Source organism: Bradyrhizobium sp. BR 1433, assembly GCF_051547665.1.
GTDB lineage: Bacteria > Pseudomonadota > Alphaproteobacteria > Rhizobiales > Xanthobacteraceae > Bradyrhizobium > Bradyrhizobium australafricanum.
In genome coordinates, this window is sequence record NZ_JBPUGG010000001.1 from 3,569,529 (window position 1) to 3,592,367 (window position 22,839).

Sequence of the window (22,839 nt, forward strand, 5' to 3'; positions counted from 1 at the left end):
TCAGTCTCCTGCTGATGAAAGGCTGTAGTCGCCGGCAGCACTAAGTCCCTTGACGAGGGCGAGTTCAGCGAGGCGACGGTCAGCACCGCGCCCCGCAAGCACAGCAACGAGGTTGATGGTCTCGGCGATAAGGGCACGCGGAACCGTGATGACGGCTTCCTGGATGAGTTGCTCGAGCCGCCGCAGTGCGCCGATGGCGGTGCCGGCATGGATGGTACCGATGCCGCCGGGATGACCGAGTGCCCCAGGCCTTGAGCAGATCGAGTGCTTCGGCGCCGCGGACCTCGCCGATCGGGATACGATCCGGACGTAGTCGCAGCGAGGACCGAACGAGATCCTGATAGTGTGGCGACACCATCTTTTGTTCGCAAAGCTACGAGATTTAGCGCTTTGCACTGGAGTTCTCGAGTATCTTCGATCAGCACGACCCGATCGGAAGTCTTCGCGACCTCGGCCGAGAGCGCGTTTCGTCAACGTTGTCTTGCCCGTCGATGTCCCCCCGGCGACGAGGATGTTCTTGCGTGCGGCGACCGCGCTCTTGAGGATCTTGGCCTGCTCCGAAGTCATGATCTCCTTGGCGACATAATCGTCGAGCGTAAACACGGCGACAGCGGGCTTGCGGATAGCAAAAGCCGGTGCAGCAACGACCGGAGGCAAGAGACCTTCAAAGCGCTCCCCGGTGCCAGGCAATTCGGCCGAAACCCGTGGCGCGCCGGCATGCACCTCGGCCCCGACATGATGCGCCACCAGGCGAACAATGCGCTCGCCATCCGCTGCGGACAGAGTTTCGCCGGTGTCGATCAGGCCATTTGACAACCGGTCAATCCACAACCGCCCATCTGGATTGAGCATGACCTCGATAATCGTCTCATCTTCGAGGTAGCCGGCAATCGCCGCGCCAAGTGCGCTACGCAGCATTCTCGCACCGCGCGAATTCGCTTCCGATTGAAAGGAATGAACTGCCACCGCTGTCCCCACCGAACGAGGGCCCCATAGATTGAGCGCCTTCAGATGGGGACGATTCCAAAGGGCGCCAGTGGACTTGGCGCAACGAGCGCTTTCGGCGATCAGTAGACCGGCGTAGAAAAAGAAAATTTGCGAGCTGAAACTTGAGACCTACTCGATCGGATAGCTCGCCGTAAGTCGCGGCTCACCACTCCCCATCGTCATCCGCAGGAATTAGTACGACGAAAGTCGTCACACGAACCGACTGACTCGACGGCGTCGGAAATGTTAGCCGGCACGAAGAAGGAAAACGAACTCATCCACGAAGCGGAGCATCGGAGCCAAGGAAGCGCGAACCAGAGCAATGCCGCGACCTGCACTGCCACGTTGAGACCGAACGCGACTTGATAGGCGATGATGGGCCTATGTCCGTCGATCATGAACCATTGCTCCAGGATAAGGCCCGTTGCGTATTGTGCAAGAAATGCCCAACCGAAATGCAGAACGTTCAAGGCGCCGTTGGCACGGCCGGCAAACTCTAGCGGAAAGTAATCCGCTATCACCGCGAAGCTGACCACGGTTGCTGTTCCGACAATTGCGACAACGGACCAGGGCAGGACGGACGGCAGAGGCGCTCGCAGGATCAAGGCCAACTCGGCTGCGATAAGCGGCACTCCAACCATCGCTAATATCGTCTCCGCCCCGATTTCTCTCCGTTTGATGTGATGGACCGTCGTGCCGAACAGCCAGGCACCGCCGCAAAGTCCGATCGACATTATGAAGAGCTCTCTGACGAGATTTGCGCGATCGAGCCCCTCTACGTCTGTCAGCCACGGCGATGCCCACAATCCCTGGAGAGACCAAGCCGATCCAATGCAAGTCGCCGACAACGGTGCAATACGCCAGAAACGCCCATCGGCGAAAACGGAGCTAAGGGTGATGGGAATTGACGCTGTCGATGGGACAATGGCTCGTTCAGGAACCACGACATAGATGAGGATGGCGGTCGCGCCGGTCGCGGCCGCCAGGATCTCAAAGAGCTGCCGCCAACCCATCCAAGCGAGTAGGTGTTCGACTGGAGCCGTAGCGGTCACCGCTCCTAGCGATCCCAGCATGATCATGTAGCCGTTAAGCAAGGCAATTCGCTCCCTGGGAAACCAAAGAACGATGGACTTCAGCCCTGCTGCGAGCGATGCCGCCACGCCAAGCCCGATCATTGCACGCGCGATCAAAAGTGACAGGAAACCGGTCGATACCGCAAAAAGTCCGGTTCCCACCGCGGCCAGCAAAAGAAGAGCACTCTGGACGCGACGCGGACCAAAGCGGTCTAACAATATGCCGATGGGGATCTGAGCCGCCGCGAAAATGAGGAAATGGACTGACGTCAGCAACCCGAGGTCAGCAGTCCCAAGCCCGGTGTCCGAGCTGAGATGGCCGACGATCAAAGCGTTGATCGTTCGAAACAGGTACGAAAGATAGTATCCAGCAGCAAAAGGGAGAAAAACGCGCGCAGTTCGACGCCATGCTATTGAGATTTGCATGCTGGCCCCTTTTTGCTCTCAGCTCGTGCGAGCCGATAGCGCGTCCGGCTTTTCGTCAGCTCGGCTAAATTGCTGCGGTCGTAGGCTGGCGTAAGAAAGGGAGGGGCGGGTGCGATAACGTGCCGAGGACCTCAGTCAGCTTCACCGACCGGTTCCTGACGGACGATCTCTTCTGGAATCTCACGCAGGAAGCTCTGCCCTTTTGCAAACGGCGGCCGAGCGCCTCAACAAATCCTTCAAAACGTTCCCTGCCCTTAAGCTGCGCGGCCGCCTGCGCGTCATTGGGTAACGGTGGCGTGATCGTCAACCAGAAGCGAATGAAGAGGGCCAAAGTCTCGGCCGTCAGACCGACGTCACGCTCCAGCCTCTGCATCTGACGTGACAGCCGGTCCAGACGCCGAGTGAAGGCTGCCTCCCGCCTGTCCGCGCCGTCCGGCGACAGAAAGCAAGCGACTGCCGCTTCCACGATCGAAGACCTGGAAAGGTTCTTGCGGTCGGCCAGATCCGAGATCTGTTTCAGAAGCTCTGGCGGGAAATATACGTTCATCCGGTCGCGCATACTGCCTCAGAGCTCCATACCGTCATTCGGGTCCATGGCGACCTGACGCGCAACACCGCGCATCTGTTGGCGTATGAGCCGGGACTGACGAATCGCATCCTCATCATCGTCAAGAACGACGGCAAATTCTTCTGCCGGCGTCGGTTCGGTTTTCTCCTTGACGATCGCGACGTGATCGGGGAGTTCGGGCTCACGACGGAGACCGCTGTTCGCCGTGTCTTCCTCTCCCTGCCCCCTGTCCCCTGGAAGCGGCGCCGGCTTCAGCGTTCCAAGCGTTGACCATCCGTCCGTTCGCGATGATCGCCCGGATGCCGCCGGATCGGGCGGCGGCAAGACACGCTCGGTGAACCGCCGGTCCTCATAGTAGCGGACCTTCTTTGCCCGCATCGGTGGCGTGCCCGCCACCATGACGATCTCGTCCATCGGCGGAAGCTGCATGACCTCGCCAGGCGTCAGAGCGGCCGCGCCGTCTCCTGCCGCGAGACCATGAGGTGCCCCAGCCAGGGGTTCAACCTGTGACCGGCATAGTTTTTCATCGCACGCATCTCCGTCGCCGTGCCCAGCGCGTCGGATACCCGCTTGGCGGTCCGCTCGTCATTGGTCGCGAAGCTGACGCGCACGTGGCAGTTGTCGAGGATCGCATTATTGGGCCCGTAGGCCTTTTCGATCTGATTGAGCGATTGCGCGATCAAGAAGCTCTTGATGCCATACCCCGCCATGAAGGCGAGTGCGGACTCGAAGAAATCAAGCCGCCCCAGCGCCGGGAACTCGTCGAGCATCATCAGGATGCGATGCCGCCGGTCGCGGGCATGCAGGTCCTCGGTCAGGCGCCGGCCAATCTGGTTCAGCACCAGACGGATCAATGGTTTGGTCCGTGAGATATCGGAGGGCGGCACTACGAGGTAAAGCGTCGTGGGACTGGCGTCGGCAATCAAATCCGCGATTCGCCAATCGCAAGCACGGGTCACCCGAGCCACAATGGGATCGCGGTAGAGCCCGAGGAACGACATCGCCGTGGACAGGACCCCTGAGCGTTCGTTCTCGGATTTATTGAGGAGTTCGCGCGCAGTCGAGGCGACCACAGGGTGAGACCCCTGCTCACCGAGGTGCAGCGTGGTCATCATCGCCTTCAACGTCGCCTCGATCGGCCGCTTCGGGTCGGACAGAAAGGCGGCCACACCTGCCAAAGTCTTGTCCGCCTCGGCATAGAGGACGTGGAGGATGGCGCCGACCAGTCAGCGAATGGCTGGTCTTCTCCCAATGGTTCCGCTTATCGAGGGAGCCTTCGGGGTCGACCAGGACGTCAGCGACGTTCTGCACGTCACGAACCTCCCACTCGCCGCGCCGGACCTCGAGCAGCGGGTTATAGGCCGAAGATTTTGGGTTGGTGGGATCGAATAGGAGGACGCGGCCATGCCGCGAACGAAAGCCCGCGGTCAGCTGCCAGTTCTCGCCCTTGATGTCGTGGACGATGGCCGAGCCAGGCCAAGCCAGCAACGATGGAACGACGAGGCCGACACCTTTACCCGACCGTGTGGGTGCAAAACACAACACGTGTTCTGGTCCGTCATGGCGGAGGTAGTCGCGGTCGAGCTTGCCCAGCACCACGCCATCCGGACCGAGAAGTCCGGCCGCTCTCATCTCCCGCAGTTCGGCCCAGCGCGCCGAACCGTAGGTCTCGACGTTCTTGGCTTCGCGCGCTCGCCAAACCGACATGCCGATCGCCACCGCGATCGAAATGAAGGTTCCCGAGGCTGCGATGAAGGCACCCTCGACAAAGACCTGTGGTGCATCAGGCATCGTCAGACGAACCACCACCAGAAAAAGATGGGCGGGTAATAAACTTTGAAGCCTGATAGCTCGAACCAGGGCCGCCCAAGTTCGGGTTGGTAGGCGAGCCGCCAAGCCGCCCACTCGGTTGCTCCCCAGATGGCGAGCAAAACGATCAGGCCAACAACGATCACCTGTCCCCAAAGGATTTTGGTTCCGGACATCCCGAACGCCTTTCCGCAACTAAAATGCTGAGATAGCTAGAGGCCGAGGTCGCGCTTCCGACCAAAACTCCATTCGATACCGCCACCGTCCTTCACGACGCCGGCGACGTCCTTGCCCAGCCTCTTTTCAAGTTCGCGAGACCAGGGCACGAGCTGAAAGCCAAGTCCGTTATCGACCATGGCGAAGCGACCCGAGGCGAGCGTGATGCGTTGGCGATAGACGCCCGCCACATGCTCTCCGGAGGTAGCCTTTATATGAGGCAGGCCGGTGTCGGCCGAGAGGTTTGCTGCCAGCTCGTCCAGTTCGCGTCGACGGAGCGTATTCAGCAGGTCGCGCTGCAAGATGATGCCCTGACCCTGTCGCCGTGCCAGCCCATCCTGAATCAGATGCTCGGTACGGGCTTCCATGGCGTCGCGGGTCTCGCGGCCAAAACCACCCATGGCGAGCGGCATGGGCTCGCGTTCGACCAAGCGGTGGTCGAGCCAGGTCGCGCCTTTCGCGACGACCTGCTCAGCAAGATCGAGATCGGAACGGCTCGCGAGGACCAAGGTGGGGCGCGGATCGCCAGCAGGACCGAAGCGCCGGACTTCGACGATACCACCGGTCGGTGGTGCATATTCGAAGGAGTCAATTCCACGGAAGCGCACGTAGTGTGCACGTCCATCCGTTCCGTCGATCAGGGCGAAGGCCTCGCCAGTCAGTTCGTCATGCAATCCCCGATCGACCAGCCGTCCGACGATCTGGGACGTCGGCTGTCCACTTTCGATGACGAAGTCGGCAATACCGCGCGGTTCCCCACGCTCGGTAAAGGCGCGGTGCATGGTCTTGATGATGTCGCCGCGCATGCCGAGGTCGCGCAGACTGCGCTCAGCCTCAAGCCCGACCATCCATTCCCCTGGTGCCGCGGGTGCAGCGAGGCCGGTCTTCTCCAGATGCTGAAGGCGGCCGACCATCAGGCGGCGGATCTCGGGATCGGAGCTGCCGGGATTCTCAGGACGCAGATCGATATAGCCGGTTTCGTCGGCCGCCAGCCGAAATCTCCTGATCGAGCCGCGTCCATCGCTCTGCCGTAACTTCCCTCTCCAGCGAAATGCGGATTTCATGTTCCGGTTTCGGACCTAGTTCAATGGCGGCAAGTTCCTCGGCGCGTGAGCGCAGACCCCGGCTGATGTAGTCGCGGGAGATCACGAGATCGGCTCCCTCCTCATCTACGCCCCGAACAAGAAGATGGACATGAGGGTTGTCCGTATTCCAATGATCGATAGCCACCCAATCGAGCCGCGTGCCGAGATCGGTCTCCATCTGCTTGGCAAGATCGCGGGTGAAGGCCTTGAGATCGGTCATATCACCGGCGTCTTCGGGCGAGACAATGAAACGGAAATGATGGCGGTCGTCCTTGCAGCGTTCCGCGAACGCCGCGCCGTCAGCACGGTCGCTGCGGGCATCGAACATCTCGGCCCTCCCGCCGCTTCGAGTCACGCCATCGCGTTTCAGATATGAGAGATGGGCGGTCAGTGGCGCTGAGCGGAAGGCTCGCCCCTTGTGGCGAACAACGCGCGCTTTCACCACGACGCGCCGTGTCGGGCTGAACAACCGGCAGCGACTAAAGGCGAGCCGGCCGCGGCCAAACGTCGAGCGCCCATAGGCCACAGAACGCCTACCAGCCGCGGCCTGTCCCGAGGTGTGTCCGGCTTTCTTTGCTGCGCGCAACACCTGGTTGATGAAGCTCTTTTGCTTCGGCGCGCGCGTACTGCGGATGCGCCCGGGCCGAACACGCAGATCGCTGTCGCCTGCGGTCATGACCGGACCTCCCAGCAATTAAGAGCGCATGCCGTGCCGAAAAACCCTTTGATTGCATTCGTCAAAATGCAAGGCGCGGCACGCGCCCGACCGGCCGGCACGGCGGAACCCAAGTCATGTCAATGGCTTGCGGTTCGACCGGCGAGCCCCTTTTATCTCGCCGACGACCGTTCGTGATCGCTCTCCGCCTTTCCGGCATCCCGTAAGCCGAATTGAGCAACTGCTGCCGTGGAACTGAATATGCGCAGAACCTGGCGCTACCGCCGCCTGAGCAGAGGTTTGCGAAGCACACAAGATCAGACCCGGCGCAATAGTGACGATGATCTAGTGTAGCGAAACTGCCTGACGGTCCGTAATCGCGATGTGATGGAGATAGAGAGGTGACGCAATCTTCCCAAAACGGTGCGGATGCCAAACTGCTCTCGGAAACCCTTGCCGCGCTCCGTGAGTTGGTCGCACGAGCGCGGGAAGCTACCGACGAGTGCGTTCGATGACGGCCATTCGGTCGATACGTGGAAGAGCGCAGAGTTCAGTGCCGTGATCGAATGTGCCGAAGCAGTGATCGCGAAAGCTTCCAAAGCTGTTCCCCATACGAAATAGGAGCTCGTGCGGTAGCGCATTGCCAGCAGATACCCAGCGCGAGAGCATCAGGATCGTCGATATCCGACCTCATATGCAGGCCTCGGACACATACGTCGCGTTTGCGCACTGGTCTTGCCGTTTCGCCAATCGTTCGTTGAAGCTCGCCACCGCTTGCCAACCTGCGACTGATCACCGCGATGCTCCCGAACCTGATCGGGCGACAAACACCCCGATGGACGTGCGGCCCATCTGCAAAATATCTCGCGACGAAAACGCAGTCGTTGTGTCGCTCGAAGGTACGAACGCTGGCGGATCGTCCCTATGCATGAGATCGGATCGTGCAATGAACGACATTGCCGCTGCCGGCGACCGTCGGTCGGCGATCCACGTCGGAGGCAGTTTGATGCCCAGGCGGCTTGCAAGCTTGATCACGTAGGCTCGCGTTTCACCAGGTAGGGAATGGCCTGTGAGAAACTCCTCGTAGCGAGTTGGTCCCGCGTTGTACGCGGCAAATACGCCAGGCGAGCCATAGCGGCTGAGCAATTCACGCAGATATGCAGTGCCGGCCAGAATGTTGTCGCGCGGATCGAACGGATCGTTGCCTAGGTCATAGCGCAGGCGCAGTTCTGCCCAAGTCGCGGGCATGACTTGCATAAGGCCCATCGCACCTTTCGGCGATCTGGCGTGCACTTGCCCAGAACTTTCGCTGTCCAGCACAAATCTGATCCAGGCCACCGGGATTGCAAAGCGTCGTGACGCTTCTTCCATAAAAGCGACGAACGGGCTCTCTACTTGATGGATCGCTTGAGCCGCCGGCCCGTTCTCAGCCAAAGCACCACTATGCGACGCGGTTAAAATAAGCAGAAGTGGCACGACAGCCCAAACACGCACGCCCGACCGAGCTGAGCACGCTGTCGTGCTCACGACCGTCCAGGGTAAAGCTGCTTCGCGCCGGCCATTCGGCCGCCCTGGATTGCCGCTGCGCGCGTCAGCCTTGCAAACATTGGCCGGGACGGAGGAATGGTCCCGCAATCGATTAAACAGAGGAATTGCGGGATAGACACGTGGAACACGCACGATCATTCCTCCCATGTCCACACTGGGAACGCACGTCCGATCACGGCCGATGCCGGAAGAAATCCAAAGTACCGCCCGTCAAGGGAATCGTCCGACTGCCAGTTCATGAGAAAGAGCTCGCCGTCGCCGACGACGCTGCAGCCCTGCCATTTCGGCAGCGGCCGGCCGCGTGCGTCGCGATCCCTCGCCTCGCCGACCGCAATTTCATCGACCGAAATCGTGATTCCACTTCTGCAAACGCTCTGCCCTGGGAGGGCCAGCACGCGCTTGAGCATGGGGACCCCAATGGGCAGATATCCGTTGAGGTCAAGGAAGGTTGCGAGCGGCTCCGGCGGCCGAACAGCGACCAGCTCGGTGACATGGAAGCCTTTCGATGGTCGTAAGCGATAGAGACCGATTGGCACGCTCGTCGATGCATTCCAGATGTAGAGCGGAAGCGGCTCCATTGCGATTGTCGTGAGCAACGCAGCAACGGCCCCAAACGTTGTAGTCAGCGTCTTCAGGCGTCCTTTCATCGCATCACTCTCTGACGATGGAGCCAAGCCTGATGGCGCGCTTTCGTGTAGGAACGCGGGTTTTCGTTGACGGACAGGCGGTTATGAACGTGACGCCAATGATCAGGCGCGACATCGGCGGGATTGATGCCGATCGCCTCAATGGCATCGGTCATCTGCAACACTCGTTCGACCTTCGGCCAGCCAGAGAGTCGCAGCAAAATCTCTCCGCCGGGCTTCACATACGGCACGGTCGAGCAGCGCTGCCCCGGTGCAACTGCGCGCAAGATGTCAATCCGCGAAATGACAGTTCCAAAGTCATTAGATGTCCAGCGAACGAAAGCAAAAATGCTGCCGGGTGCAAATGATAGGACGCGCCGATGACGATCGATCTTCCGTTTCTCGACGATGCGACCAAACCGAATGCGGTTTTCGATACGCTTCTCGAGCCACAACACTTCTACTTCGGTAAGGTCGCTCATGCTGCCGTTCCCTGAGGCTGGGGCTGGGACCCGTAAGCTCGGAGTTCGGTGAAGAGCGTGTGTGGCTTCTGAGGGCAAGCAGGACAGGCGGCCTGCCTTTGGCAGTCACCTCCAATGCGGCTTGTGATCTGGTGCCCGAAGGACTTCTGATCAATAAAATTGTGGTGGCCGGCAAACGCCAAGGAACAATCGCTTAGGTCCGATTTCGGTCCCCGATAGCGCGAAACTCGAGTTCCCGACAGCACGAGCGTTGCGGTCCCCGATAGCACGAGCTGAATTCACAGAATTTCCCTCCGAATGTGGAATGAGACCGCGCCCACGCAGGCGTGCCGCTAAGGGAACAAGAGACGTTGGTGCGAAGTTCTGGCGCTCGGTATCGTTCGGATCGCGCATTAGCTCGAGCTGATAGCTGGGCAATGTCAGGCACTGGACGACTTGTCGTACGTCGCATGCAAAATGCTTGAGCGGCGAGAGGATGATCGAGGTCTGCACTGTCATTGACTGCAGCCTGTCGAGACCCGCCTTCAGCTGATCATAGTCCCGCGTCCTGGTACCACGCCCGACATAGATTAGACTCTCGTCAACCCTCGCAGCCATCAGGCGCGACGTATTCGATACGGCGCCACCGGATTCGACGATCTGGCACGGCGCCCAGATCAGAACGTCCGCATCCCAAATGGTCGCCATGCCGTGTTTCGGCACGGCTTCGGCATGAATTGAGATTGCAACGGCACGGAAATCGATCGGCACAATCCGCTTCGTTTTCGCGAGCGGATAGGCAATGAGATTCTGAGCATTGCGCGGCGCGAAATCACCAGGAACTGCACGAAACAGATCAAGCTGCTCGCGTTCGGAGAGGCGGTGGTGCGCTAGAATTTGTTTGCGGACATGGCTTAACGCCGCTCTTTTCCCGCATAGGGAATAGGCGCATGCCGCTTTGCGGGCAGTACGGTGCCGGCTCCCGGGTCCGAGGTCGATTTCTTCTTGCCTAGTTTGGCCCATGCTGTCAGGTCAGCTACTGAATAGACTACGCGCCCGCCGATCTTGTGATATTCCGGACCGGTTCCGTACGTTCGGTGTTTCTCCAGCGTGCGGCCGGACAAGCTCAGAAAGCGCGCTGCTTCGGGTGTGCGCAGGTATCGCTGCGGCTGATCCGCGCTCCGGTCGGACATTTGAAAAGCTCCGTGATCGTCTTGAGTACAGGCGTGCGTCGCCGCGCGTCGACGGTCACGATCGCGTAGTAGAACTGCTTATGGGGATGCCGAAGATGCCGGGACGATTTTCCGATACCCCCTACGGAGGAGCTGAGTTAGCCCTTGCGCTTGGGCTGCGGCGGCTTGCGCTAGCGTCCGCATCAGCGCGAGGTCGCTCTGCACCAGTCGGATCGTTCGATTGCGCAGATCGTGCATCTTCCAGGCGCGATCGGGGATGCGCCTCTGGGCGAACAGCGCTTCGGCGATGATGCAATAGCTGCTACTGGCGATATGCGCGTCGAGCACCCGCATAGCGGCGCTCAGGCATACGCGCCGCTGTTTGGATAAATGTGAAAGGCGGGACCAGGCGGCGCGTCCGATCATCGCGCCGCAGCCAACGTGATGCATATGGGCGAGCGTCGAAACCGCCATCAAACAGCAATTCGGCTGCGTATGATGCGCGTGCTATCTCGGCGACTCTTGGACCAGATCGTGCTCCACCGAACCGATGCGGAGCGGCATGCCAGCCCGGGCGAGCAACACACCTGACAGTGGCTGACACGCTGCCTTGCGAGAAGCAGCTGAGGCGACTGCCGCGACCGGAACGACCGCCGCCAGAAACTCTGCGCCGCGGCAGACCCGCAATTATCGCAGAAAGAATCGGCTCACCGAGCGAGATTGACCGCGCCCATAGCAGTGCACTCGAGCGAAGCGTCCATGCGGTGGGTATCCGAAATAGCTGCGTCCGATCCGAACTGGTTTTATCGGCTATCACGCTACAAGCGGGTAATGCTCACCGGAATAGCTGGAAAACGCTTTTGCAGAAGCAACGAGCTCCACATCGCTGATGCCGAACTGATGTGCGAAGGAGGATTGCGATCGTCACTTTATGGCAAAGCGCCTCTTCTGGCCATTTGCTGAAACCATTCAGCAAATTCGCGAGTTCTATCGGCACAAAACGAGAGAGTTGGCCGCCGCGGCTCAAGACCCCACCGGCAATCGCGACTGCGGCTTGACGACAGTCTCTCATTTCCAGGATGCTGAACTCGTTCACGAGGATCGCCAGTCCTTGCGGAACAAATTCAGAGAGCCCGATGTCGGCGCGCCGGCGCGCTGACGAACTTCACCGGCAATCGCGGTTATGCCTTGCAAGCGCTCTCCTCTTCGAGCCATTTGCTAAAACAATTCACCAGCGTCGATAGTCCTTGCGGAGAAACTCAGAGAGCCGCGCGCGGCGATCCCCGCGGCGAACGACTTCATCCGCGATTGCGGCCGCGGCACTGGCGAACGTTCGGCTCTTCTGGCCACTTGCCGAAAGCGTTTACCAGCAATGACACATGTTGACTGTTCAACCGCTGAACTACTCCGCTCTTGCCCAGACAAAACGCGGCGATTCTGATCGTTCCATTGCGACAGTCGGCCATCGCGGAGTAGCGTCCGAACGATGACGCCAACAGCGAAAGGGTGTTGCATTGGACCTTTCCGATCAGATCATCATCAAGCCTCGATACCCGGTCCGCTATTGCTTTACAGACTTCGATGCCAGGTTGACCCGCAGCCTCCCGGCTCACCACGTTGCATGTCGTGGCGTACCCCCACGATTTGCCCGCCCGGATGTTATCCTCGAAGCTTGCCACAAATCTAAGCTGGAAATCCGCGGCAGCCCTCTGCAGGAACATTGCGCGATCCGCTACTATCTGCAACTTCTTGCCGTGCTTGACCACTGTGGTCGAGAAGTCGCTGATGTGGCTCGTGCGCTCAATCTCGTTTAGGGCGGCATTAAGCAACGTACGATCCGTTCTGAGGTGCGCCGCCGGCGCGTTGCGCGGCTCCGCAGGGTCGTCATCGCCATCCGGCACCAAGCTAGACATTAGTTGCCTCCACAGCGCGAGAGCAGTGGTTGGAGGTTTCTGGTGTTTGCCAGCCTCTTGTTACCTGGCTCCAGTGCGGCTTCGACAGAGCAAACGCTATTCCAACTCCGTCACCATTCATCCCGCCATTTCACATCATCACATCTCACATCAAGAGAATACGGCGGGCCCTTGCACCGAGACGATTCTCATCGTCAAGGTGATTGTCCCAACTCAATCGCTATCAGCAGGACCTCTCCTGACTTGCCTGTTGGTCATTTGCGCCAACGCGCCATTCTCCTGCGGCCGCTTTTTTCAACTCTACAACCTTACGCCACGTGCGGTTCAAGCCATTTCAACACTAATGCATATTCGAACTACGATTTACGAGCTGGATCGGTACAGTGTTGCCGGAATTCTCTGAGCTACAAGGCTATCCCAAGCGCAGCCATCTGGTCGCGCTGCGCCCACACAGATTACCGTCGCCCAGACCGGATCCCGCGACGCCGAGCGCGATCGCTGGCGTTGTCCGCAGGCTTTCATGGACGCGGCAAAGATTGTAATGGGCCACGTACAGGCTCACGGCTGCGCCGTAGTGATTCAGCTTTTCGAGATTGCGAGTCGCGCGAACCCGTTCCTGGTTCATGCAGAGCGCAAGGTGCTCCACATAGTCTGTTGAAATGTTTTAGGATCGAATTCGAGACGGATCCAAGCGCATGGCTAAACAATTCACTCGGCGAAACTCGAAGCCGACGCTCATTGCGGCAGATGAAGGCTTGACCAGCCATGCAGTATTGGGCGCGACGATCGGTAATATGCTCGAATTTTACGATTTCGGGACGTATAGCTTTTTCGCCATCCAGATCGGTCACACGTTCTTCCCGGCGAAGGATCAGTTCGCCAGCCTTATGCTGTCGCTCGCGACCTTCGGAGCGGGTTTCGTGACCAGACCCATCGGGGCCATTGTGATCGGCTCGTACTCGGATCGAGTCGGACGCCGGCCCGCAATGACCGCCAGCTTTGTCATGATGAGCGCCGCGATACTCGTGTTGGCTGTGACGCCCTCGTATGACACGATAGGGATCGCTGCTCCGATATTGGTTATTTTCGCGCGTTTGGTGCAGGGCTTCGCCCTGGGAGGCGAAGTCGGTCCGACGACCGCTTACCTGATGGAAGCGGCCCCGGCCGGACGCCGGGGCCTTGCCGTCTCGTTTCAGCCTGCCAGCCAACAAATAGCTGCAACGGCCGGCGCGCTGGTCGGAGAAGTACTCTCCCTCACCATGACAAGCGAGTCGCTGGATGCGTACGGATGGCGGATCGCGTTTCTGCTCGGTGCCTGTACGCTGCCGTTCGGACTTTGGTTGCGCAGGGCCCTGCCCGAAACGCTGCACCGACCTGATGCGCCGGCTCTCGCCGTCGAGCCCGCAAGGAAATTGCGTGCCAGCCGCCGCATGATGAGCTTGGGATTGGTCATTTTGGCCAGCTGCACGATTTTCACCTATATCACGGAATATATGACGACTTATGCGCTGAACACCCTGCAAGTTGCTGCGCCTCTCGCCTTTGCGACCACTGTCGTCAGTAATGCGGTAGGCATTGCTGCGGCACTCCTGGGCGGCTGGCTCGCAGATCGGGCAGGACGGCGGCCCATCATGATATGGCCGCAGATCGCCGCGCTGCTGATGACCTATCCGGTGTTCTTGTGGATCGTAGAGAGTCGCAGTCCCATGGCGCTTCTCGCAGGTCTCGGTGCGCTCACCCTCGTCGGAACGATTCCGTATAGCGCCTTCTATGTCGGTATGGCCGAAGGGTTGCCCAAGAGCATGCGCGGCGGCGGCTTCGCGACGATCTACGCTATTGCGATAGCGATCTTCGGGGGCACAGCTCAACTCGTCGTCGCTTGGCTGACCCACGTTACTGGGAACGCATTGGCGCCCGCTTGGTACATGCTTTTCGCTACCGCGGCCGGGCTCTGCGCTATGCTGATGATGCCCGAGACGGCACCGCCCAAAGCTCGGGCCGCCGCGAAGACGCGGGGCCCGTAGCAGCTTTGGACAATGCGATAAGGGGTACGGCCCAGCCAGGTTGCCAACCTCACGATGCGTGCATCGGATTCCGCTTTTGCGGAGCCTGCCAGACGAGGGCCAATCGACGATGCGGAGGATACCTGCCGAACCTGGTCCCGCCCGGCGGACCGGGCGGGGTGTAGTGCAGCGATCTTATTCGCCGTTCTTGCGCGGGCGCGACCAGAGGAGCGTGTAGCCCTCGCCGCCTTCGTCGTCGAACAGGTTCGCGTAGATCGGTGCGTTGAACGAGGGGTCGTCGAGCTTGAGCGAGAGGTAATCGCGGCCCTCTTCGGAGCGCTTCGACCAGGCTGCGCCGATCTCGGCCCGGCCCACGTAGATGCGGTGGCTGGGAGCGTTGTCGTTGGAGCGGTTGGTCTCGGCGACGATGCGTACGCCCTTGGCTTGCAGGCTCAGGGTGACGATCTCGCCCTGGAAATCGTTGCCCACCTTCTTGAACGAACCGATGTTAGCCATGTCACTTCTCCTGTTGTGTTTCGAGCCCGCGACCACCGCGGCCTCGATGGCGATCTAAAGGCCGAGGACGATCGGCGACGCACCCGCTCCAAGGGCCGGAGCGCAGCGGAGGACGCCGTTGTTGCGACTTTCTTGCCTCGCGAGGAATGGGCGCAAGCCCAGGGGAAGAAAGTCCCATCAACGGCGTTGCGGCTCAGACGATCGAGGCGAAGCCGGTCTTCGGCCAGATCGAGCCATCAAAGAGGCCACGTGCGTCCGCGAGCTGAACCGCAATCTCGGGAGAAGACTTGGCGAATCTCGGTCGAGCTGCACAAGAGGTCGAAACGATCAGGCGTAGAAAGGGAAACAATCTACCGCAAAGGGCGGTATCGTCGGCAAAGGAACGAACGAGAGCGAAGCTCACCGCGCCACCGCGGCTATGTGGGCCGGACGGGAATGGGCGCGGCTTGGCCAAAGCAGACCGAAATGGGCCGCGATTACCTCTCGCTCAAGCTCGACGACCCCTCGTTCAACATGCCGATCTACGCGAACCTGTTTGACGACGAAGGCGACGAAGGATCATCCCTCGCGCGTGGCGGTCGTGAGAATGGGGTGAGACGGTTGCTTCATCAGCCTGGCCGGCTCGAACGAGCGGGTCTCCGCAAACACGGTCAGGCGCGTCCACGCCGTGCCGCCGACGCAAATCGCGCCCACGCAAGCCAAGACCTCTCGCCAAGCGGACGAAGGCTCGCCGAACTGCGAAAGCGCAAGCACCACATTGTAGCCGGCGACGGCAGCTGGAACAGCAAATGCGGCTGCGATCGCAACGCGCAAGGCCACTGATCGAGCAACAGCGAGGGCGGTTTGACCAAAGGCAAGTGTCAGTGCGCCACCGGCAATTCCGATGAGCAGCGCGCCGACGACGCCGGCGCCGCCATGAAACGCCATCATTCCGATATTCAGTGCGACGAAAAACGGCAAGGCATATACGGCCAGCGCAAAGACCAGCCAGCAGAACAAGCCGATGCCAACGGTGTTGAGGAGAAGCCCAAGGGCAAGCATGGTGGTGGCTCCATGTACAAAGGTGTAATGGTCGCGCCTTCCACCACCACCACGGCGCAACCGTTGATATATTGGCGAAACGAGGCGGAGTTGCGGCGCCTGCAACTCCGCCTCGGTTGCGCGAGCAAGACGGCGCTCACGCGCCGCCGAACTTCCAAACGGGAATACCGAGGCGCTTCGCCTTGTCGGCGAGGTTGTCCTGGATTCCCGTGCCCGGGAAGTGCATCACACCGATCGGCAGGAATTCGAGCATGACGTCGTTGCGCTTGAATGGCGCCGCCTTGGCGTGCTTGGTCCAGTCCGGCTTGAAGGCAATCTGTGGCACCTTCCGAGCGGTCGCCCATTTGGACGCGATCAGTTCGGCGCCCTTGGGCGAGCCGCCATGGAACAGGACCATGTCGGGATGCTTGGCATGAACCTTGTCGAGACGATCCCAGATGAGGTGGTGATCATTGAAGTCGAGCCCACCGGTCAGTGCGATCTTCGGCCCTGGCGGCAACATGACCTCGGTCTCTGAACGACGCTTGGCCGCGATGAAGTCGCGGGAGTCGATCATCGCTGCCGTGAGCGTGCGATGGTTGACCAGAGATCCTGACCGAGGACGCCAGGACGAACCGGTGTGGGCCTCAAAACGTTCGACCGCCTGGTCGCGGAAGAGTTCCAGGCAATTGCGGCGCTCCATGAACGTGATGCCTTCGGCCGTCAGACGCTCGAGTTCGACCGATCGCACCTCGGAGCCATTCTGCTCGCGCTGGCTCTTCTTCTGCATCTGTTCGTTGTCGTCGAGCTGGCGTTCGATGCGATCGACGGCACGGTGAAACAGGTTGACGGTCGACCAAAGGAGCTCGTTGAGATCCGGCTCAAGCCGCGTGTCGCTCAAGGTCGCAACCAGGGCGTCGAAGACATCGGCAACCGCACCGGTGATCATCTTGCCCTCGGGAAGCGGTCTTGGATCTGGCTGATCGTCGAACGGACGGTAGCCGAAGAGCTGCAATTCGGTGAGGACGTGATCGGTTGGAGATGAAGCGTGCGGCAGTTCGATGTCGTCATGATCGGTCATGGGAGAAGGTCCTTTGCCGGATCGGCCGCGTCCATCGCGGCCTTCGTGGCGATCACTCAGACGGCGGGCGGAACGGGCCAGAACCCGAAAGGGCCGAAGTGACAGCGGAGGATGGCGGAGGCCGGCTATTTTGCCTCGCGATGCAAAGCGCGCCGTCCAGATGTGATGTGTATTCGCATCGCTGGCGCGCGGCGGAAAATAGCCGGCCGCAGCCATTGCCGGCCCGGGCCGCTTGCCGTCCGATCGCCCTCTAGAAGGCCGTGGTCGCGTCCTTTTCCGGCATTGGCCTCGTGAATGACCGAGCTTTCACGATCGATCGAACGGCGACGGCTTATTCCGCGGCGACCGTTGACGTATGCAAGAAACGGGCGACATCCTCCGGTACGAGCTGAATGCCTAAGGCTGCCCGGAGGACCTCGAGACCGAATACGTGCAGATCTTCGTTGAAGTCGCCCAGCCTGGGCGACAGCGCGATCGCTTCAATGCCGGCGTCTGCTGCGCGTTGGGTCAGAACCGCGTGCACCGCATCCCCGGCGGCATCGGCATCGCGGGCGATGTAGAGCCGGCGGAGGCCAGACGGGAGCAACATGGCTGAGAGGTGATTGGCCGAAAGCGCCGCAGCCATCGGCATGGTCGGTAGCGCGCAGCGTAGCGACAGCATGGTCTCGATACCTTCGCCAGCCGCGAGCACGTCGTCCGCCACGCCGAAGTGAACCGCGTTGCCGAGGAGATCACCCATCGCGCGTCGTGGCGTTTCGATCGGAGCCTTGCCGAGACGAATCCGATCAAAGCCTTCTGGATCGAGCCAGGTGCGGTGTACGCCAGTGATCCTGCCATCGAGATTCGTGACGCAAGCTATCATTGCGGGCCAGGTCTCAGTCGGCAAGTTCTCGTCCGGTCGATAGTAGCAGCGTGGGTGAAAGCGCAGGCTGTCACAATGGCGGATATGCGCGATTCCGCGACGCCGCAGATAGGTCTCGACCACGGTCCCCTCGATCGGGCCGGATATCGCAAAGAGCCGCCGGGCGGCTTCCTGCGATCCGGCTGGCGCCGCCAGACGATCGGGTTTCGGGACGAATTCCGGGTCAGTACGAGGCAGTCCCAGAAAACGCCTCGCCTCCTTGGACACCTTGCGAAAGTCGTGCAAACCAAGGCTTTCGCGAATGACGTCCAGGAGATCGCCATGCTCGCCAGTTGCAGCATCGGTCCACTTGCCGGCGGGACCCTTCCGCGATTCCTGGAGCCGCACGAACATCGAGCGGCCCGGGGTATTGTGGACGTCGCCGACCAGCCAGTATCGGCCCTCCCGCTTGCCATTGGAGAGATAGTGTCGGCACACCGCCTCGGCCTCGCGCGCGAGGCGGCGTGCCAGCTCGGACGCATCGCGGGGCATCAGGCGGCCTCCCGCCCGCTGATGCGCATCACCGGATATTGGTCGAGCACCTTTGAGAGTATCTCGATTCCGCTAGCGTCCGTGGGTACGAACATGCGCAATTTCCAGGAGATGATCTCCCCAAAAAGGCCGTAAGCTCGCAGGCGATCGCGCATCGTGTCGTTGAATCCCGATAGTTCGATGCGGTATGCGCCCATCGCGCGGACACGACGAAGCTGGAGCTCCTCGGTAAGATCGAGGACGGTCCGTCCTTCCATCAGCGCGACAAAGGCAGCGTCCGGCGTCAGCGCCGGCGCGTCCGCCGCAAGGACGTTCGCGACCCAGGTCGCCGAGACCTTTCGGCCGATGATCCGCTCGCTTGTGTCGGTCTGAAGCCGATAGACCCGAGTCGAACTCGTTCGGCAGCCGCTTCCAGATTGGCAGCAGCAAGCCCGCCACGACATGGATCGTGCTTTCCGTGAACTCGGGCACCTCCGCGAGCTCCGCCAGCCAGGCGGCGGCAAAGCGTTCACGATCAGCTTCGATCCAATGGGTTTCCGACATCATGTTCAGCGAGACGCTGTGCTGCTCCATCGGCCGGATCATGCGAACGCGCCGCTCGATCTCGCCATCGTCGAGCATGAAGCTCGGGGCTGCCACCTGCACGGCGGCTCGTCCCGATCGCTCATTGATCAGCAGGACGGCATGACGATCGGAAAGACGAGCGAGGGCGTCGTCCAGACCCACAGGATGGTTGCGCAGGCGCTGGGCAATCGTGAGAAGCCGGGTCTCGGCGCCAGTACCGGGATGCGAATAAATCGTCCGCCGGTCGGTGACGACAAAGCTCTCGGCACGGAGCGTTTCCAGTCCGACGTCATAGATACCCGACGCGACGGCGCCCTCGATCCGAGCGGTCAAGAGCTGCTCGAAGGCCGTGAAGAGGACATTCTGTAGCTCGATGGTGAGCGCCAATAGCCTGTTCAGGAAGGTCGTGATCGGCGGCAGGTCATCCCTGAGACCGTTGGTATCGGTCAGCTTCAGGCCGGTCGAATCCTCGAACCTCGCGAGCGAGCATCCGTCGACCTTGCCTCGCGCGAGCAGCGTGTAGAGTTGACGCAACGAATCACGGCCATACTGGCTTTCGAGGTTGTCCTCGGGGCGGAACAGGCCCTGCCCTCCGGTCTGGCGCTGACCGCGCGTGATGGCTCCCAACGTATCGAGCCGACGGGCGATCGTACTCAAGAAGCGCTTTTCAGCCTTCACGTTGGTCGCGATGGGACGAAACAGCGGCGGCTGCGCCTGATTGGTCCGGTTGGTCCGACCGAGGCCCTGGATCGCGGCATCGGCCTTCCAGCCGGGCTCGAGCAGATAGTGGACCCGCAGTCGACGATTTCGGGCGGACAGTTCGGCATGGTAGCTCCTCCCCGTGCCGCCGGCGTCGGAGAACACGAGGATCCGCTTGAGGTCGTCCATGAAGGCCGAGGTCTCTGCGAGGTTGGCCGAGCCGGCGCGATTTTCGACCACCAGCCGGTCGCCCTTGCGAACGATGCGGCGCGAGCGGCCGGTCACTTCCGCGACCATGTCGGTACCGAAGCGCTGGACGACCTGATCCAGCGCGCCGGGTACCGGAGGGAGCGACGCGAGCTTCTCGATCAAGCGGTCGCGGCGGGCGACGGCTTCCCGGCTCTCGACCGGTTGTCCGTCACGATAGACAGGCCGGGAGCAGAGATTGCCTTCCGAATCGGTGAAGGGCTCATAGAGCTGGACCGGGAAGGAATGAGCTAGATAGTCGAGTACATATTCGCGGGGCGTAATATCGACCCGGACGTCGCCCCACTCCCCGGTCGGGATCTCCGCAAGCCGGCGCTCCATCAGCGCCTCTCCCGTCGAGACGATCTGGATGACAGCGGCGTGGCCAGCCTCAAGGTCGCGCTCGATCGAGCGGACCAGCGATGGTGTCTTCATCGAGGTCAGCAAGTGCCCGAAGAACCGCTGCTTGGCGCTTTCAAAGGCGGATCGTGCTGCAGACTTGGCCTGCCCGTTCAGCGTTCCGGTCTCGTCGGTGATGTTGGCGGCCCGCATCGCGGCGTCGAGGTTGTTGTGGATGATGCTGAACGCATCGGCGTAGGCGTCGTAGATGCGAACCTGCTCCGGCGTGAGCTGGTGCTCGACGAGCTCATACGCGACGCCTTCGTAGGAGAGCGAGCGGGCCGCGTAGAGACCGAGCGCCTTCAGGTCGCGTGCCAGCACTTCCATCGCCGCGACGCCGCCCTCCTCGATCGCCTCGACGAATTCCGCCCTGGTGGCGAACGGGAAATCATCACCGCCCCACAATCCCAGCCGCTGAGCATAAGCAAGATTGTGCACCGTGGTGGCGCCGGTTGCAGACACATAGACCACGCGTGCATTCGGTAGGGCGTGCTGGAGCCGCAGGCCCGCGCGCCCCTGCTGAGAGGCCGCCTGTTCGCCGCGCTCGCCCTTGCCCCCGACCGCATTCTGCATCGCGTGGCTCTCGTCGAAGACGATCACTCCGTCGAAGTCCGAGCCCAACCATTCGACGATCTGCCGCACGCGCGAAAGCTTTTCACCGCGCTCATCGGTGCGCAGCGTAGCGTAGGTGGTAAATAGGATGCCTTCCGCCAACCTGATCGGCGTGCCCTGCCGGAAACGAGAAAGCGGCGTCACAAGCAGCCGCTCCATGCCCAGCGACGACCAATCGCGCTGCGCGTCCTCGATCAGCTTGTCGGATTTGCTGATCCAGACCGCGCGCCGGCGGCCCTTGAGCCAGTTGTCGATCAGGATCCCGGCGACCTGCCGCCCCTTGCCCGCGCCAGTGCCATCGCCCAAAAACCAGCCGCGGCGAAAGCGGATGGCGTTCTCTGCGTCCTCGCGCGCGGCCGCCACGACATCAAAGGTCGCATCGACCGTCCAGGAGCCCGCGAGAAACTCGGAATGCGCTTCGCCAGCATAGATGACGCTCTCAAGCTGGGCGTCCGACAGGATGCCATTCGCCACGAGACTGGCCGGCAGGTGCGGCCGATAGGAAGGCCTTGGCGGCGCGACAGATGCCATTGCAGCCGACTGCACGAGTTTGGTCGGATGCGCGTGCGCGCCGGCAATACGGATCGACTGCAATCCATATTCCTCATAGAGCGCATCGGTGAGCCGGGCGCCTTCCTGCGGCGACCACTCGACCGTCTCGTATGAAAGTTCGCCTCCTTCTGGCGCGACGCCGCCCGAAGTAGATTTCGGGCATGGTGCAGAGGCGCCAAAGGATCCTGACATCGCACGGCGCCTGGCGACGTCGATCACGACGGGGGCGGCAACAGGCAACCTCGGAGGCACATGCTGGGTCACCCAGCCGAGCAAGGTAGCGACATCGCCCGCCATACCGAGCGAGGCCGGCAGGACATTCCGGTCCGCCGCGGGCTGCTTGTCGATCACAAGCAGCCTTGTGTCGATCTGAGTTCCGTGTTTCGCGTAAACGGCACCGTCGACCGCGGCAGAGAAAACAACACGCCCGCATTCCTGAAGGCGAACGAAGGCATCTCGCCATACCGGATTGTCCGGCCCGAAGCTTGCACCGGTGATGGCGACCAGACGCCCACCGTCGCAAAGGCGCGCTAAGGCCGAAGCGATGTGCCGGAGCGCCGCGTCCGCCATTCGTCGATCGACATTCGCCAGCGCCGAGAACGGCGGATTTATCAAGACGACGCTAGGTACGAAATTGGCTTCGAGGTGATCATCGATCTGGGCGGCGTCGAACCGGGTGACCTCAACGCCGTCGAACAGGTGATCGAGCAACTCCGCACGGGGTTCGGCCAACTCGTTCAACATCAGGCTGCCGCCCGAGAGTTCGGCAAAGATCGCGAGCAAGCCTGTCCCCGCGGAGGGCTCCAGAACCCGATCGGCGGGTGTAATCGCGGCTGCGGTACATGCGGCCAGCCCCAGCGGGATCGGCGTCGAGAATTGTTGAAGCGCCTGGCTGTCCTCGGAACGCCGCGTATGGGTCGGCAGGAGACTGGCGACTCTCGCGAGCATCGGCAGCATCGCGGCCGAGGAGCCAGCCTTGGTCCGGATGGCCGGACCGAACTTGCGAAGGAATAGAACGGTGGCCGCCTCGCAGGTGTCATAGGCGGTTTTCCAATTCCAGGCACCGGCACTGTCCGAGGCGCCGAAGGCAGCCTCCATGGCGCCACGCAAGGCAGCGGCATCGATGCGCCGACCGCGTTCGAGATCGGTCAGGAGCTGTCGCGCGGCCCTGACCGCAGCGGAGGTGAGAGTTGCAGCGGCACGCATCGAGAGCGG

Annotated in this window: 15 protein-coding genes and 6 pseudogenes; 3 read left to right on the top strand and 18 right to left on the bottom strand. The window is 61.3% G+C overall.

The window, feature by feature from the left end; translation table 11 throughout:
• The 11 genes and pseudogenes from trbB to ACSKB9_RS17535 all read right to left on the bottom strand — a co-directional run bounded on the left by trbB (position 1) and on the right by ACSKB9_RS17535 (position 11,100).
• Positions 1-918: pseudogene (gene trbB, locus ACSKB9_RS17485) on the bottom strand (P-type conjugative transfer ATPase TrbB).
• Positions 919-1,166: 248 nt separating this feature from the next.
• Positions 1,167-2,486 (bottom strand): MFS transporter, encoded by a 1,320-nt coding sequence (locus tag ACSKB9_RS17490; RefSeq protein WP_438074474.1) that lies wholly within the window; start codon positions 2,484-2,486, stop codon positions 1,167-1,169.
• Positions 2,487-2,617: 131 nt separating this feature from the next.
• Positions 2,618-3,045: pseudogene (locus tag ACSKB9_RS17495) on the bottom strand (CopG family transcriptional regulator).
• A gap of 6 nt (positions 3,046-3,051) precedes the next feature.
• Positions 3,052-5,039 (bottom strand): annotated as a pseudogene (locus ACSKB9_RS17500) (conjugal transfer protein TraG).
• A gap of 36 nt (positions 5,040-5,075) precedes the next feature.
• Positions 5,076-6,840, bottom strand: a pseudogene (locus tag ACSKB9_RS17505) (relaxase/mobilization nuclease domain-containing protein).
• Between the two features lie 771 nt (positions 6,841-7,611).
• Positions 7,612-8,505: a lytic transglycosylase domain-containing protein gene (locus ACSKB9_RS17510; RefSeq protein ID WP_438074476.1), complete on the bottom strand. Its 894-nt coding sequence runs from the start codon at positions 8,503-8,505 to the stop codon at positions 7,612-7,614.
• Positions 8,502-9,014, bottom strand: coding sequence for a S26 family signal peptidase (locus tag ACSKB9_RS17515; RefSeq protein WP_438074478.1), 513 nt, complete (start codon positions 9,012-9,014; stop codon positions 8,502-8,504). The genes ACSKB9_RS17510 and ACSKB9_RS17515 overlap by 4 nt, the downstream gene beginning before the upstream one ends.
• Positions 9,011-9,475 (bottom strand): DUF2840 domain-containing protein, encoded by a 465-nt coding sequence (locus ACSKB9_RS17520; RefSeq protein WP_438074480.1) that lies wholly within the window; start codon positions 9,473-9,475, stop codon positions 9,011-9,013. Before ACSKB9_RS17520 ends, ACSKB9_RS17515 begins: the two co-directional genes overlap by 4 nt.
• Before the next feature lie 285 nt (positions 9,476-9,760).
• Positions 9,761-10,351: pseudogene (locus tag ACSKB9_RS17525) on the bottom strand (replication initiator protein A); the annotation flags it as partial.
• 17 nt (positions 10,352-10,368) lie between these two features.
• Positions 10,369-10,647: a helix-turn-helix transcriptional regulator gene (locus tag ACSKB9_RS17530; RefSeq protein WP_074124979.1), complete on the bottom strand. Its 279-nt coding sequence runs from the start codon at positions 10,645-10,647 to the stop codon at positions 10,369-10,371.
• A gap of 78 nt (positions 10,648-10,725) precedes the next feature.
• Positions 10,726-11,100, bottom strand: a complete 375-nt coding sequence (locus ACSKB9_RS17535; RefSeq protein WP_438074482.1) for a DNA -binding domain-containing protein — start codon at positions 11,098-11,100, stop codon at positions 10,726-10,728.
• 457 nt (positions 11,101-11,557) lie between these two features.
• Here ACSKB9_RS17535 and ACSKB9_RS17540 point away from each other — a divergent pair, with 457 nt between their 5' ends.
• Positions 11,558-11,785, top strand: a complete 228-nt coding sequence (locus ACSKB9_RS17540; RefSeq protein WP_438074484.1) for a hypothetical protein — start codon at positions 11,558-11,560, stop codon at positions 11,783-11,785.
• A 139-nt stretch (positions 11,786-11,924) separates the two neighbouring features.
• Here the strand turns inward: ACSKB9_RS17540 and ACSKB9_RS17545 are convergent, their stop codons facing one another.
• Together ACSKB9_RS17545 and ACSKB9_RS17550 are read right to left on the bottom strand one after the other, a co-directional pair.
• Positions 11,925-12,539: a hypothetical protein gene (locus tag ACSKB9_RS17545; RefSeq protein ID WP_438074486.1), complete on the bottom strand. Its 615-nt coding sequence runs from the start codon at positions 12,537-12,539 to the stop codon at positions 11,925-11,927.
• Positions 12,540-12,951: 412 nt separating this feature from the next.
• Entirely contained in the window at positions 12,952-13,164 is a 213-nt protein-coding gene (locus ACSKB9_RS17550; protein WP_438074488.1) for a hypothetical protein, read from the bottom strand.
• A gap of 70 nt (positions 13,165-13,234) precedes the next feature.
• Here ACSKB9_RS17550 and ACSKB9_RS17555 point away from each other — a divergent pair, with 70 nt between their 5' ends.
• Positions 13,235-14,563: an MFS transporter gene (locus ACSKB9_RS17555; protein ID WP_438074490.1), complete on the top strand. Its 1,329-nt coding sequence runs from the start codon at positions 13,235-13,237 to the stop codon at positions 14,561-14,563.
• 174 nt (positions 14,564-14,737) lie between these two features.
• On the opposite strand, the gene ACSKB9_RS17560 is transcribed toward ACSKB9_RS17555, so the two are convergent.
• The gene (locus ACSKB9_RS17560; RefSeq protein WP_018454792.1) at positions 14,738-15,058 is read right to left on the bottom strand and encodes a DUF736 domain-containing protein; all 321 of its coding nucleotides are present in this window, start codon (positions 15,056-15,058) and stop codon (positions 14,738-14,740) included.
• A gap of 402 nt (positions 15,059-15,460) precedes the next feature.
• On the opposite strand from ACSKB9_RS17560, the pseudogene ACSKB9_RS17565 reads away from it, so the two are divergent.
• Positions 15,461-15,625: pseudogene (locus tag ACSKB9_RS17565) on the top strand (DUF736 domain-containing protein); the annotation flags it as partial.
• On the opposite strand, the gene ACSKB9_RS17570 reads toward ACSKB9_RS17565, so the two are convergent.
• The 4 genes from ACSKB9_RS17570 to ACSKB9_RS17585 form a co-directional block, all read right to left on the bottom strand.
• Positions 15,617-16,099: a hypothetical protein gene (locus ACSKB9_RS17570; RefSeq protein WP_438074492.1), complete on the bottom strand. Its 483-nt coding sequence runs from the start codon at positions 16,097-16,099 to the stop codon at positions 15,617-15,619. The pseudogene ACSKB9_RS17565 and the gene ACSKB9_RS17570 sit on opposite strands and share 9 nt — an antisense overlap.
• 136 nt (positions 16,100-16,235) lie before the next feature.
• Positions 16,236-17,159 carry a DUF2493 domain-containing protein gene (locus ACSKB9_RS17575; protein WP_438074494.1) on the bottom strand — a complete coding sequence of 308 codons (924 nt, stop codon included), beginning with the start codon at positions 17,157-17,159 and terminating at the stop codon, positions 16,236-16,238.
• 331 nt (positions 17,160-17,490) lie between these two features.
• Positions 17,491-18,552 carry a DUF7146 domain-containing protein gene (locus ACSKB9_RS17580; RefSeq protein WP_438074496.1) on the bottom strand — a complete coding sequence of 354 codons (1,062 nt, stop codon included), beginning with the start codon at positions 18,550-18,552 and terminating at the stop codon, positions 17,491-17,493.
• Between the two features lie 72 nt (positions 18,553-18,624).
• Complete coding sequence (locus ACSKB9_RS17585) at positions 18,625-22,830, bottom strand: strawberry notch-like NTP hydrolase domain-containing protein (RefSeq protein WP_438080278.1); 4,206 nt, start codon at positions 22,828-22,830, stop codon at positions 18,625-18,627.
• Between the last annotated feature and the right edge of the window lie 9 nt (positions 22,831-22,839).